This window comes from Planktotalea sp. (genome assembly GCF_018607965.1).
In the GTDB taxonomy this organism is placed as follows: Bacteria; Pseudomonadota; Alphaproteobacteria; order Rhodobacterales; family Rhodobacteraceae; genus Planktotalea.
In genome coordinates this window covers 1-12,810 of the sequence record NZ_JABBAM010000099.1, presented here as the reverse complement: position 1 = coordinate 12,810, position 12,810 = coordinate 1, and the positions used below count along the sequence as shown (strand labels likewise).

Below are 12,810 nucleotides of genomic sequence, written 5' to 3'. Positions count from 1 at the left end.
GTTGAGGATAGACCCAAAGGAATTCAATTTGCGGGCGTGTTTTCTGAGCGCAGTAGAGCTGCTGGCTCCGCAAGTAAAAATAAAGGTATCTACCTTGATGTTGACGAGGAGCAAACGCTGCCGAGATCTGCGGTTGGTGATGATGGCCGAATCCGTCAAATTTTACTGAATATGATCGGAAACGCGATAAAATTTACCCAAGTCGGGGGGGGGTGACGATCAAAACCCAAGTGAAAGAAGAGGCTTCAAGCTACCTCCTCACGATCGATGTCAAAGACACTGGTGTTGGTATTCCTGAAGACAGAATGGGAAAAATTTCAGCAAGTGGACAGTAAAACAACACGTAAGTTTGGTGGAACTGGACTTGGTTTGCCAATCTCGCAACAGCTGGCAAAACTAATGGCTGGTGGTATCTCGGCTACATCAACTTTTGGAGAAGGTTCCCTTTTTTCGATACGATTTACGGTTCAAAAGTTAAAGAATTCTGAAAAAGATCAAACTTTTGCGCAACAAGACGTTGTTGAAATTTCCCCGATGTCGGTGTTGATTGCTGAGGATAATCAGACCAACAGATTTTTGATTGGCAAGTACTTGCAGGGATTACCCCTAACGGTTCGCTTTGCGCATGATGGGCGCGAAGCCGTTGAAAGTACGCGGGAAAATTGTCCTGATTTGATTTTCATGGACATGTCGATGCCAGAAATAGACGGTTTGGAAGCGACGCGAAAAATTCGAAAGTTACCTGATATCAAGCCGCATATTATCGCCTTAACGGCGAACGCCTTTGCGAGTGATCGCGAGGCTTGCTTTGAAGCGGGTATGGATGATTTCCTAGCCAAACCCTTTAAAAAGGTAGATCTGCTATCGAAGCTTTCAGAATTTTGCATCCAGCTGCCTGCAAATCAGCTTTGATCCAGTTCCCTAGATGACATAACAAGTCTTAACAAACGTTGGTGAGGGCTGAACTTGGATATTGCGACACGTGTGTGGAACCACAAATGGAAGATCGATCCTATCGTTCGTTCTCTGATCGATGATGATTTTTACAAACTTCTGATGTGCCAATCGGTATTCCAAAGCCATCCTGAAACGAATGTAACGTTCAGCCTGATCAACCGCACGAAGTCTGTTCGACTGGCAGAGTTAATCGACGAAGGTGAGCTACGTGAACAACTTGACCACATTCGTTCGCTGTCATTGACCCGCGGTGAAAGCACATGGCTGCGCGGCAATACTTTCTATGGAAAACGTCAGATGTTTCGTTCCGATTTCATGCATTGGTTCGAAAATATGCGGCTGCCGGATTATCATCTTGAGAAACGAGATGGACAATACGAACTGACGTTTGAGGGCAAATGGCATGAAGTCATGCTTTGGGAAATTCCCGCGCTTGCCGTTCTTATGGAACTTCGTAGTCGTGCCGTTTTAGACAGCATGGGTAAGTTTGAATTGCAGGTGCTTTATGCCCGCGCGATGACCCGTGTTTGGGAAAAAGTCGAAAAACTGCGTCAAGTTGATGGCTTAAGGATCGCCGACTTTGGTACCCGTCGTCGTCACTCGTTCCTGTGGCAGGATTGGTGTGCGCAGGCGATGCAGGAAGGGCTGGGTGAAAAATTCATCGGTACGTCAAACTGCAAGATCGCAATGAAGCGCGATATTGAAGCGATTGGCACCAACGCGCATGAGTTGCCGATGGTCTATTCTGCGCTTGCCGACGATGACGCAGCCCTACGCCAAGCCCCCTACCAAGTTCTTGAAGATTGGCAGGAAGAACACGATGGCAACCTGCGTATCATTTTACCAGACACATACGGCACGCAAGGCTTCTTGGACAACGCGCCTGATTGGCTTGCGGGTTGGACGGGTATTCGTATCGATTCAGGTGATCCTGCGACAGGTGCCGAGATCTCAATCAAATGGTGGACAGATCGCGGCGAAGATCCCCGTGAAAAGCTGGTCATTTTTTCTGATGGTCTCGATGTTGAGAAAATCATCGAATTGCACAAGAAATTTGAGGGCCGCGTGCGCGTCAGCTTTGGCTGGGGAACGCTGCTGACGAATGATTTTCGTGGTCTGGTGCCTAATGGTGGCCTTGATCCGTTTTCAATCGTTTGTAAGGCTGTGCAAGTGGGTGGGCGCCCAACCGTGAAACTATCGGACAATCCGGGAAAGGCGATGGGACCAGCAGATGAAATCGAGCGCTACAAACGTGTGTTCGAACTAGGTGCGCAAAGCCGCCAAGACGTTATTGTCTAAGCTTTAGTCCTCATCAGAAACACGACCGCGTAGCGATTTAACTTCGCCGCGGACTTTCTTCGTTTTTAGACGGCGCTTCTTGCTGCCTAACGTGGGGCGTGTCGCGATACGTCGCTTTGGTGCGATCAATGCCTTGCGGATCAATTCGATCAAACGATCGCGTGCAATTGATCGATTTCGCGCTTGGCTGCGTTCTTCTTCCGCGCGGATAATCAATGCGCCGTCTTGGGTCCAACGCCGTCCTGCTAACCGTTTTAAGCGTGCCTTAACTGGGCCTGTCAAACTAGGTGAGCGTTCTGCTTCAAAGCGCAACTCAACGGCTGTTGATACCTTGTTCACGTTCTGACCGCCAGGACCAGACGCGCGGGTAAAGCTCTCGGTCAGCTCCCAATCGGCGATCTCTAGGGTGGGCGTGATTTGCAACATGCCCCTACATGCCACGCAAATCCCCAAGACGCAAAAAGGGCCGCCCAAATGAATGAACGGCCCTTAATCTAGAGTTTCGGAGGCGGTGCTAGTTAGGCATTCGCCAATTCGCGCGGTCTAAGCCGGCTAGGGGTTGCCGCTAACGGCTCACCTCGCAAATTGTCCCAACACACTTCTCCAATACCTTTTTAGACACAGGATCACCTCCTCTCATTTGTTTCGATTGAAGATAGGATTGCATGGAAAACCCTATCTGCCAAACAAAATTTTAGAGAACCTACGCTGCGCTTGTTTTCCAGTGTTCGGTAATTGCTTTGAACGGCACGAGTGCAATCAAGGAAAGCGATAGCTTTACACCCCAATCGGCGACGGCCAAAGACATCCAAAGTGGTGCAATTGGCCCAAAGCCAAGCAATGGTAACGCTTCATTTGCCCAGCTTACATCGTTTGTTGGTTCCAAAATGATGAGACCCGCAGAGAAAGCGATCGTAAAGAAAAGGGCCGTATCAACAGTTGATCCTATGATCGAAGACGCCAATGGTGCGCGCCACCATTTCCCGCGCTTCAACGCGTCGAAAATCGAAACATCGATCAATTGCGCGATGAGGAATGCCGTGCCGGATGCGACAGCGATGCGTAGGGTTACAAGTGGTCCAAATTCACCTTGGATCTGCGTGCCGATCAGCGAACACAGAACGCCAACGGCAAAGCCTGCGAAAATCACGCGACGTGCGGCACTAGGACCGTAGAAGCGGTTCATCAAATCGGTGACAAGAAAGGCGAGGGGGTATGTGAATGCGCCCCACGTCAGCCATTGTCCGAATAGGAATTGTACGAGGATATTTGAGGCAACCACGATGGCTGCCATGGCAAGAATGCCAGGAATGTATGTGCGTGTCATATGTCATGCCCGTTTTTTACAAGGTTGCGGCTACTTGGGGTCTCAGAATTGAGATGTCAGGCCGTTTAGGCCTTGGTTCCGTGTAACGCAAGTTAATCTTGTAAGCGGAATTCTACGATGATTGTGGACTGTGCCGCGCTGAAGTTATCGTCAGAGATTGCGACCAAACGAATGTCGTCAGCATCATCGCGCCAAACTGCCAGCCCTTCCAAGTTATCAAATTGTCCGAAGGCACCTGAAAAAATGAGCCTATGATCTGTTGGAGCGCCATCTTTGAAGCGAATTTGACTAATTTGTGCGGCGAAACCAAAACCATTGAAGGCGCGGGTCAGAACATAAAGATGTCCGTCTGGCCCAAAGTCTGCACCGACTGGGCGAAACCCACCACGACGTGGCAATTGATAGACGACATCCCAGTTTCCAGCCTGATTGCTTTGGTAAACATAATAAGGCGCTCTTACATTCGGGGATCCTTCACGCAGCGCGATAAAGGCACCATTAGGCGCAAGCGCAAGTGCCTCAAAACCAGTGTTTTTTGGGGTCTTTGTATTGGACGTCGGAAGGTCGTGAGAGGTGGGCGTGCTGCCTGCGTCGGGATAGCTAAGAATACGAAACTTATGTTCGACTGACACATGGAAGGCACCGTCATCTGCAATCGCAAGCCCCTCCATATCACGCTCGCGCTTCTCGTCGGGACGCAGTCCGGTGTCTACAACCAAATGGAGCGCTTCGATCAAAGATGCTCTAAAGAGTGTGCCATCAGACGTCCGTATAAAATCACCGCGGTAGAGAACGCCGTCGTCGCTGACAGAGACAAAGCTTGATCCTTCCTTGCTGACCTCCAGGCCAGAAAGCCCGCCGAAGCCATCGACAGAAGGCTCCCACTTGAAGTGCGCTATCGGCACTGCGACGGGCTCCGCTGATAGCGAAGTCGCGCATGCAATTGCTAAAGCTGTTAGCGCGACTGTAAGACGTTTGAACATTGTTGGGGTAAATCCGCTAGAACCAGCTCGCGCCGTGCTTTTGGTTTCGGGGCTTTTGGATCGCGCGGCTTGGCTTTTGGTGGGTTCAGAATATCGTTCACCCACTTTTGCGCATCTGCACATCCATCACCTGCAGGGGGTGGGTTCTGATCTTTGCATCCGCGTGCGCCCTTGGGGCAGGCCAGTCGAACGTGGAAATGGTAGTGATGCCCATACCAAGGGCGAATTTTACGCAACCACTTACGATTGCCTTTCTCAGCGTTGCACATCGCTACCTTCGCACCGGGGAATACGAAAATACGTGCGGTGCGTTTATCTTTCGCAGCGGCCTTCATGATTTCCATATGTTGGCGCGTGAACTTGTCGTTGGTGTAGGCACCTTTTGCACGACGTAGCGAAACAGAGCTGATCTTTTCGCGATCCCGATGGGACAGGCGCAAGTTGTTAGCCGGCAGCATCCAGATATCAATGTCCAGACCAATCTGGTGGCTACGGTGTCCTGACAGCATTGGCCCGCCACGTGGCTGGCTGATGTCACCAATATAAAGTCCGTTCCAGCCAGGTAACTTCGCCGCTTTTGCAGAGAGTTTTTCGATGAAATCGATGGTGGTTGGATGACCCCAGTTGCGATTTCGCGACAAGCGCATCGCCTGCCATGTTTTGCCAGTTTCGGGTAATGCTACAGAACCTGCGGCACAGCCTTTGGCATACGAACCCAAAGGTGCTGCACGCTGGACGGATCCATTTTTGACTGCGCCGAACAGCTGTTTGGCTTCTGGCGCAGCGGCGGCAGGCAGTGCAAAAGCAAGGGCTAATAGGGCAGTAGAAAACAGGCGAAACATTATTTAAAATCTCCACGTCTATCAACGAAGTACAATAGAACTAGACCGATTAAGAAAAGACCAATTACAGGCGATATACCAATTCGTGCGCTTTGCGTAATTGTTGTCACAATGCCAATAAGAAGCGGTGCAAGGAAAGCGGTCGCGCGACCAGAAAGACCATACAAGCCAAAGTACTCTGTCGCAGTGTCTTCGTCCGTGTGACGTACCATCAGGGAACGACTGGCAGATTGTAGCATACCGCCCATACCGCCAATTAGAATACCGCAAATAATGAAGATTTGATCAGACATTCCGGCAGCAACAGGCATACTATAGATCGTATTAGGCGTGATGTTGATGATCGTCAGGCTGACAAAGACCAGAACTATGATTGCAAACGTAACAACGGGCTTTGGTCCAAATTTGCGATCTGCAAAGCCCCCTATGTAGCTAAAGATTGCAGCACCAATTGCAGCAACCACGCCGAATACGCCGATCTGTGTGACCTCCCAGTCCAAGACCAGTTTCGCATAAACGCCGCCGAATGCATAAAGACCGTTCAGGGCATCGCGATAAAACATGGAACCAATCAGGAAGTATCCTAAGGATTTACGGCTTTTCAGTCCTTTGATCGATGTGACAACCTGTGCGAAAGCTTCTGAAAAGCTGGACCTGATTTGATCTGTGCGCACTTCGCGCACCCACAGGAAATAGGGGATCATAAAGACGACGAACCAAAGAGCAGCGAAGGGGCCAGTTGAACGCGTGCCTGCCCGCGCTGCTGGGTCCAGTCCAAAGAGTGGGTCTAGCCCAGCAATTGTTTTGCCGTTGCCTTGTTCAACCAGCAATAACAGCGCAATGGCCAGTCCGAATACGCCACCAAGATAGCCGAATGCAAAGCCTGAACCTGAGATTTTGCCGATCTGTTCACGCGTCCCCAATCCGGGCAACTGTGCATTGGTGAAGATTAAAGCAAGTTCGGCACCGATGAAGCCGACACCAAATGCAGCGAGCATCCAGAAAAGGTTGCTTGCATCGGGGGCTGTGAACCAAAGTGCAGCAGCGCCGAAAACATACAATGCACTGAAGGAAATGATCCAAGGCAATTTGCGCCCTGTGCTGTCGGCCATTGCGCCAAAAATAGGCGCTGATACTGCAATAATCAGGCCGATGAGCGCTGTCGTCCACGCCCACATCGCCTGCGCATTCGCGTCCGCGATCTTTTCGACCTGACCTAAATTCAGATAGTACGTCGCGGCAATCGCGACGAAGAACGGACCAAAGATAAAGGTGTTCAGAACAGTGTGAAACGGCTGGCTGGCCCAATCAAAAAAGTACCAACCCCAAATTCGCTTGCGCAGGGTCTTGTCCGCCGATGCATCTGCCATTTTTGCTGTCCCTTATTTTTGGATAGTTAGACAGACACAAACACGCGCGCGCAAGTTAATCCTGACCTCAGTCCTGCATAGGCGGCCAAGGGCGCGTTGCATCCGCTTCGATCCACTTGGCAATCCACGCTGGAATTGGTGGGGATTTTGCATCGCTTCCGATGGCCGCAACAACGCGTTCAGAGGCAACAATGCCGTTTTTGTCTGTGATCGCCGCACGGTACAACGCGTGATTGGCAATTTCGCCGTTGGCTTTAACCATGCATTGCTCCAGATACATGAATCGATCGTCCCAACACACGGCGCGCGACCGCATTGTAAACGCCTCAAACGTGCGAATGCGGCGCCGATAACGCACAGACACACCCGCCATCGTCAGACCCCAGTTTTGCGATCTAATCGCGCCAATCAAACCGGTGCGTTTGGCCAAAGGTATGCGCCCAAGATCATAGAGCGTCAGTGTGCGTCCGTTGTTCAGTTCCATCCACATATCAATATCTTGGGGCCAGCAGCGGTGGTGTGAAACATGCGCTTCGTTGAATCCCAAAGGCGGAGCAGTGCGCGCATTCCAGAGGGCTTTGAGCATTCGAACAAATGGGTACATTGGACAATTTCCTTTTGCCATCATCTGACTCTGACGACATCTATCGTCAAGTTCGACCCCGCGGCACTTGCCGAGACGCGTTCGCGCGACTACCTAAGAGGCAACCGCAAATCGGAGCCTGCCCATGTTGTCCATTTTTCAAATTCTCATGCTGATCCTAGACATCGCATGGTTCTTTATCGTCGCGCATGTGATCATGAGCTGGCTGATCAATTTTCAGGTCCTCAATCTTGGCCAGCCCTTCGTTGCGCAAGTATGGCAGGGTCTGAATCGTATTCTTGATCCTGTATATTCGCGTATTCGCAGTTTCCTGCCGAATATGTCCGGCATCGACCTTGCGCCCTTGGTTGCATTAGTTGCGGTTTATGCACTGCGCATCGTTTTGGCGAACAACATCTCGGCATTCTACTAACACTGCATCTTGTGCCAATTGTTAACCTATGGGACATATCCTGTAAGAGCAGTTTAATGCCAAAACAGGACATCCCATGGACCGCGCCGTATCGCTTTTAAGCGACATTTTCGGATTTGACGCTTTTCGCCCAGGCCAGCGCGAAATTGTGGACGCTGTTGCGAATGGTGAAAACGTTCTGGCGATCATGCCGACAGGCGGTGGTAAGTCGCTTTGCTTTCAGCTTCCAGCGTTGATGGAAGAAGGTCTAACAGTTGTTATTTCTCCACTGATTGCGCTGATGCGCGATCAAGTGACCGCGCTAAAAGCAAGTGGTGTTGCAGCTGGCGCGTTGACGTCTGGCAATACCGAAGAAGAAACGAACGAAGTTTTCGCGGCAATAGATGCTGGTACCCTAAAGCTTTTGTATATGGCGCCTGAACGCCTTGCCTCTGGCGGTGCCGTCAATCTGTTGCGTCGTGCTGGCGTGCGCAGGATTGCGGTGGATGAGGCCCATTGTGTGAGCCAATGGGGCCACGATTTCCGTCCAGATTATTTGCGGATCGGTGATCTGCGTCGTGAACTTGGTGTCCCGATTGCGGCCTTCACAGCGACGGCTGATGCCGAAACCCGCGTTGAAATTGCCCAGCGATTGTTTGACGGTGAAACACCCCAAACGTTCCTGCATGGGTTTGACCGCCCGAATATCCACCTTGCATTTGGCGCTAAAGACGGTCCACGCCAGCAAATCCTTGCCTTTGCGGCCGCGCGCAAAGGGCAGTCTGGCATCGTCTACTGCGGCACGCGCGCGAAGACTGAAGGGCTGTCTGGTGCGCTGGGCCAAGCGGGTCATAGCGCGTGTTTTTATCACGGTGGAATGGATCCTGATGCGCGCCGCAATGTCGAAGCACGCTTTCAGAGAGAAGACGGCCTAATCGTTGTTGCAACCGTTGCCTTCGGAATGGGTGTTGATAAACCTGATATTCGCTGGGTTGCGCACGCGGATTTGCCCAAGTCGATTGAAGCATATTACCAAGAGATTGGCCGCGGCGGTCGCGATGGTGCGCCTGCTGAGACGCTAACGCTATACGGTGCTGACGATATCCGTCTGCGTCGTAGCCAGATTGACGAGGGTCTCGCGCCACCCGAACGCCGCGCTGCAGATCATGCGCGCTTAAACGCGTTACTTGGCTTGGCCGAAGCCTTGGATTGTCGTCGCGCCAGCCTGCTGGCCTACTTTGGCGAGACAAGCGTGAAATGCAGGAATTGCGATCTGTGCGATGCGCCCGTCGATGTGTTTGATGGCACGACTGCGGTGCGCAAAGCGCTGTCTGCGATTTTGCGTACGAATGAATATTTTGGTGCAGGGCATTTAATCGATGTTTTGATGGGCATTGAAACCGATAAAGTTAAAGCGCGTGGGCACGATGGCTTGCCTACCTTTGGTGTCGGAACTGAATACGGAAAACGCGAATGGCAGGCGGTGTTTCGCCAGATGATGGGCCACGATCTGGTGCGTCCAGATCCCGAACGCCACGGCGCGTTACGCATGACCGATGACGCCTTGCCCATTTTACGGGGCGAAGCGTCGATCCGTTTGCGCCGTGATAGTATCAAGAAAGCGTCGAAATACTCACCTGCTGTTAAGGAGTTGGTCAGTGAGGAAGATGCGCCGTTGATGTCTGCGCTCAAGGCCAAGCGTAGAGCGTTGGCAGAAGCTGCGCGCGTTCCCGCCTACATCGTGTTCAACGACAAAACCTTGATGGAGATGGCCCAAACTCGCCCAAAAACGCTAGATGAGATGGCGGGTATTGGGGGCGTCGGAGCAAAGAAACTTGAAACCTACGGCACAGCATTCTTAGAAGTTATCGTAGGTGAGGTTGAACCAGTTCACCCCGCACGTCGCAAATTGGCAGGGCGTGACAGCGGCACGCTGTATGATCGTTTGCTTGAAGTGCAGGCGGATTTAGCGCGTGGACGTGAGGGTTTGGACAAACCAATAAGCTGTTCCGCGTCGCTGCTTGCAAAAGTCGCTGCGCAGAAGCCGCAAAATGAACAGGCGCTTGAACGCATCTTGGGGGAACGCCGCAGCGAAAGATTTGCGCGCGCTTTTCTGGACGTGCTGCGTGAAGCGGGCTAGATCTATATTACACGAATAAGGGGGCGGATATGCTTGTTGTGATTTCACCTGCGAAGCGTTTGGACTGGGCGGAGCGAGACGTTGAAATGACCGCGCCAGACTTGCAAGCAGATGCGGTGCGGTTGGTCAAAACCGCCAAGAATCTGACACTTGGCGAATTACGCAAGTTGATGGATCTTAGTCCTGATTTGGCTCGATTGAATCGTGATCGTTTCAAAGCGTTTGAGGCCGAGCCGACGCCCGATGCCGTCCGTCCCGCGGCATTGGCATTTGCAGGCGACACCTATCAAGGCTTGGAAGCTGCAACGTTGGAACCAGAGGACATGCGCTGGGCGCAAGACCACCTGCGAATTCTGTCGGGACTTTATGGTGTTTTGCGTCCGCTTGATGCGATGCAACCCTATCGTTTGGAAATGGGCTCGCGGCTGAAAACACGCCGTGGAACATCGCTTTATGACTACTGGGGTGAGGATCTTTCTAAGATGCTTAACGCCCAAGCGGAAGTGGTCGGAACAGATACGCTGATCAACTGTGCCAGTCAGGAATATTTTGGCGCTGTCGCACCTAAGGCGCTAAAGCTGCGTGTGATTACGCCGGTCTTTATGGAACTTAAGGACGGCAACGCAAAAATTGTCAGCTTTTTCGCGAAAAAAGCGAGAGGCGCAATGGCACGATATATGGTTCAAAACCGCATCAACGACCCTAAGAATATTCAAGATTTCGATATTGGCGGATATGAGTTCCAGCCTGATTTAAGTGAGGGCGACCGTTGGGTATTCTTGCGCGATTATCCTACCTGATCTGGCAAAACAGGCCTAATGAATGCCGTCGATTTCCAAGCGCGTGATTTGCTCAACTACAAGCGCCTTTTTGAGTGGTTTTGTCTGATAGTAGTCGAGGCCCGCAGAAAGAATTGTATCTTGATCACCACTCATAGCGTGGGCGGTCATAGCAATTATTGGGACACGCTTTCCAATAGACCTTTCTAGCGCACGAATATCGCGTGTCGCGTCTTTACCGTCTTTCTTTGGCATAGAAATATCCATGAAAACGACATCAGGCGTCAGGCTTTGAAATAATTCGACCGCTTCTAATCCGTCGCTTGCGAACGTTAGTTCGACATCTAGACCTTTTAGCATCCTACTAAACACCAATTGATTGGTTTTATTATCTTCAGCAGCCAGCACGCGCAGTCGACGTTGATTGGGTGCGACGGGTAAAGTGGAACCCTGGCGAGAGTGAAACACAACTGTTTCGTCCGTTGGTGGGTCTGCAGAGTTTTGACCAGCGTTGTCGACTGGGTTCAGATCCATCTGCGCGCGAAACAGTGTCTGCCTGGGAATTGGCTTTTGTAAGATGCGCGAAACGTGTCGTCGCTCAGGATCGGTTTCTGCTGTAGCGACGTTGGATGTAACGAGAAGGATTGGTAGGCTCGGATGAACGCTTCTCAATTTTTGCGCCATATCAAAACCGTCTGCTGTGCCACTTAGATCGTCAAGGATCGCGACATCACAGTCGAATTTGATGAATTTCAAGGCATCCTGTTCCGTGCTGACCGCGCAGCATTTTATCCCAATCATCGCGAGTTGCTTTTCCATTAAAGAGCGGGTCAAATCGCAATTATCGAATAAAAGAGCATTTTCTATTGCCGGCTTGGCAATTTCAAACTCATCTGAGGGATCGCTTTCAAGGGTAATGTGAGATCCAAAACATGTCCCGGCCCCTTGTTCAGAAGTAACCCAAATTTTACCTTTCATCATTTCAATGAGGCGTTTTGTGATGGCGAGCCCAAGTCCTGTGCCTTCAAATTTTCGATTGCTTTCTTCTTCGATTTGGTTGAATTCGCCGAAAATATGCTCAATTTTATCAGCGGGAACGCCGATTCCTGTGTCTTGAACCGTCACGTGAAGATCGCACAGGTCGTTTTCGTTTTTTCCCGTGACAGATATTAATACGTGACCCTCCATCGTGAACTTGATGGCATTTCCCAAAATATTGGTAAGTATTTGCCGAATGCGACCTGGATCCCCAATCAATTGAGTTGGCAAGAATAGATTGTAGTCGACGAGTATCTCGATACTTTTGTCGCGTGCAGAGGTTTGCAACAAACGAACAACTTCATGAATGCATTGTTCGAAATCAAAGGTTGTCAGGCGAAGCTCAAGCCGTTCTGCTTCAATCTTAGAATAATCCAGCACGTCGTTAATTATTGTCTGCAGCGCGCCACCGGAATTTCGGATGGTGTCGACAAAAAGCTTTTGTTCCTCTCCTAGGGGTGTTTCGGCCAACAAGTCTGCCATCCCAACGATCCCGTTCATCGGTGTTCGAATTTCATGACTCATGTTAGCGAGAAACGCAGTTTTTGCGCGACTGGCGGCTTCTGCTTGGTAGCGCGCTTTTTTCAATTTGTTTTCGTACTCGATTGTGTCGGTGATGTTCACAGCAAGTGAAACAACGTCCCCGTCTGGCCCGCGCTCATCAATTAGTTTGACGTATATACCATTCCAAAATCGGATCACGCCCGGCTTTGGGTGGGGTGCGTTCCAGCGTTCTAGCATTGATGCGCGCCACTCGGCTTGGCTTAGGTTCTCTGTGTCTACGATCCCTTCGTCCGTCAGAATGAGCAATATTTCAGGATACGTCACGCCCGGCTTCATATCTTCCAAATCGTCAAAAATACCAAGGTAAGCATCGTTTGCACCTACCATTTCGTTGTCTGCGTTGAAGAATGCGAACCCATCGGGAATTGTTCGAATTGAATACCATAATCGGCGTTTGGCGATTTTAATTTTTTGATGTGAAAGACTTAGGGTCAGGACCCATTAACTGATTGAGCCTGTGAGGCTGATATGATTCACGACCCCTAGCTATAGGGGGACATGATGCGCAATTTGTAT

The 12,810-nt window shown here is 50.8% G+C and carries 13 protein-coding genes; 6 read left to right on the top strand and 7 right to left on the bottom strand.

Annotated features, from left to right (window positions below; genetic code table 11):
* The 3 genes from QZ279_RS09450 to pncB form a co-directional block, all read left to right on the top strand.
* The coding region (locus QZ279_RS09450; RefSeq protein ID WP_293450204.1) for a hypothetical protein at window positions 1-216 on the top strand (216 nt) is incomplete at its 5' end.
* 51 nt (window positions 217-267) lie between these two features.
* Window positions 268-912, top strand: a complete 645-nt coding sequence (locus QZ279_RS09445) for a response regulator (protein WP_293450202.1) — start codon at window positions 268-270, stop codon at window positions 910-912.
* Between the two features lie 54 nt (window positions 913-966).
* A complete protein-coding gene (pncB, locus tag QZ279_RS09440) occupies window positions 967-2,256 on the top strand; it encodes a nicotinate phosphoribosyltransferase (RefSeq protein ID WP_293450200.1) in 1,290 nt (429 codons plus the stop codon).
* A 3-nt stretch (window positions 2,257-2,259) separates the two neighbouring features.
* On the opposite strand, the gene arfB is transcribed toward pncB, so the two are convergent.
* From arfB to QZ279_RS09410, 6 genes are all read right to left on the bottom strand, one after another.
* Window positions 2,260-2,682 carry an alternative ribosome rescue aminoacyl-tRNA hydrolase ArfB gene (gene arfB / locus QZ279_RS09435; protein WP_293450198.1) on the bottom strand — a complete coding sequence of 141 codons (423 nt, stop codon included), beginning with the start codon at window positions 2,680-2,682 and terminating at the stop codon, window positions 2,260-2,262.
* A gap of 277 nt (window positions 2,683-2,959) precedes the next feature.
* Window positions 2,960-3,583: a queuosine precursor transporter gene (locus tag QZ279_RS09430; RefSeq protein WP_293450196.1), complete on the bottom strand. Its 624-nt coding sequence runs from the start codon at window positions 3,581-3,583 to the stop codon at window positions 2,960-2,962.
* A 92-nt stretch (window positions 3,584-3,675) separates the two neighbouring features.
* Window positions 3,676-4,488, bottom strand: coding sequence for an esterase-like activity of phytase family protein (locus tag QZ279_RS09425; RefSeq protein ID WP_293450194.1), 813 nt, complete (start codon window positions 4,486-4,488; stop codon window positions 3,676-3,678).
* Between the two features lie 50 nt (window positions 4,489-4,538).
* Entirely contained in the window at window positions 4,539-5,408 is an 870-nt protein-coding gene (gene mepA / locus QZ279_RS09420) for a penicillin-insensitive murein endopeptidase (RefSeq protein WP_293450192.1), read from the bottom strand.
* Window positions 5,408-6,778, bottom strand: a complete 1,371-nt coding sequence (locus QZ279_RS09415; RefSeq protein WP_293450190.1) for an MFS transporter — start codon at window positions 6,776-6,778, stop codon at window positions 5,408-5,410. Before QZ279_RS09415 ends, mepA begins: the two co-directional genes overlap by 1 nt.
* A gap of 67 nt (window positions 6,779-6,845) precedes the next feature.
* Window positions 6,846-7,382 (bottom strand): acyl-CoA thioesterase, encoded by a 537-nt coding sequence (locus QZ279_RS09410; RefSeq protein ID WP_293450188.1) that lies wholly within the window; start codon window positions 7,380-7,382, stop codon window positions 6,846-6,848.
* Between the two features lie 124 nt (window positions 7,383-7,506).
* Here QZ279_RS09410 and QZ279_RS09405 point away from each other — a divergent pair, with 124 nt between their 5' ends.
* The 3 genes from QZ279_RS09405 (at window position 7,507) to yaaA (ending at window position 10,713) form a co-directional block, all read left to right on the top strand.
* Entirely contained in the window at window positions 7,507-7,794 is a 288-nt protein-coding gene (locus QZ279_RS09405; protein WP_293450186.1) for a YggT family protein, read from the top strand.
* Window positions 7,795-7,870: 76 nt separating this feature from the next.
* Window positions 7,871-9,913: a DNA helicase RecQ gene (gene recQ / locus QZ279_RS09400; protein WP_293450184.1), complete on the top strand. Its 2,043-nt coding sequence runs from the start codon at window positions 7,871-7,873 to the stop codon at window positions 9,911-9,913.
* A 29-nt stretch (window positions 9,914-9,942) separates the two neighbouring features.
* Complete coding sequence (gene yaaA / locus QZ279_RS09395; protein WP_293450182.1) at window positions 9,943-10,713, top strand: peroxide stress protein YaaA; 771 nt, start codon at window positions 9,943-9,945, stop codon at window positions 10,711-10,713.
* Window positions 10,714-10,728: 15 nt separating this feature from the next.
* On the opposite strand, the gene QZ279_RS09390 is transcribed toward yaaA, so the two are convergent.
* The gene (locus tag QZ279_RS09390) at window positions 10,729-12,660 is read right to left on the bottom strand and encodes a response regulator (protein WP_293450206.1); all 1,932 of its coding nucleotides are present in this window, start codon (window positions 12,658-12,660) and stop codon (window positions 10,729-10,731) included.
* Between the last annotated feature and the right edge of the window lie 150 nt (window positions 12,661-12,810).

Bases quoted from the DNA above. Each gene is read 5' to 3' on its own strand.
- QZ279_RS09445 (WP_293450202.1), top strand. From the start codon at position 268: ATGTCAAAGACACTGGTGTTGGTATTCCTGAAGACAGAATGGGAAAAA.
- arfB (WP_293450198.1), bottom strand. From the start codon at position 2,682: ATGTTGCAAATCACGCCCACCCTAGAGATCGCCGATTGGGAGCTGACC.
- QZ279_RS09430 (WP_293450196.1), bottom strand. From the start codon at position 3,583: ATGACACGCACATACATTCCTGGCATTCTTGCCATGGCAGCCATCGTG.
- mepA (WP_293450192.1), bottom strand. From the start codon at position 5,408: ATGTTTCGCCTGTTTTCTACTGCCCTATTAGCCCTTGCTTTTGCACTG.
- QZ279_RS09415 (WP_293450190.1), bottom strand. From the start codon at position 6,778: ATGGCAGATGCATCGGCGGACAAGACCCTGCGCAAGCGAATTTGGGGT.
- QZ279_RS09410 (WP_293450188.1), bottom strand. From the start codon at position 7,382: ATGTACCCATTTGTTCGAATGCTCAAAGCCCTCTGGAATGCGCGCACT.
- QZ279_RS09405 (WP_293450186.1), top strand. From the start codon at position 7,507: ATGTTGTCCATTTTTCAAATTCTCATGCTGATCCTAGACATCGCATGG.
- recQ (WP_293450184.1), top strand. From the start codon at position 7,871: ATGGACCGCGCCGTATCGCTTTTAAGCGACATTTTCGGATTTGACGCT.
- yaaA (WP_293450182.1), top strand. From the start codon at position 9,943: ATGCTTGTTGTGATTTCACCTGCGAAGCGTTTGGACTGGGCGGAGCGA.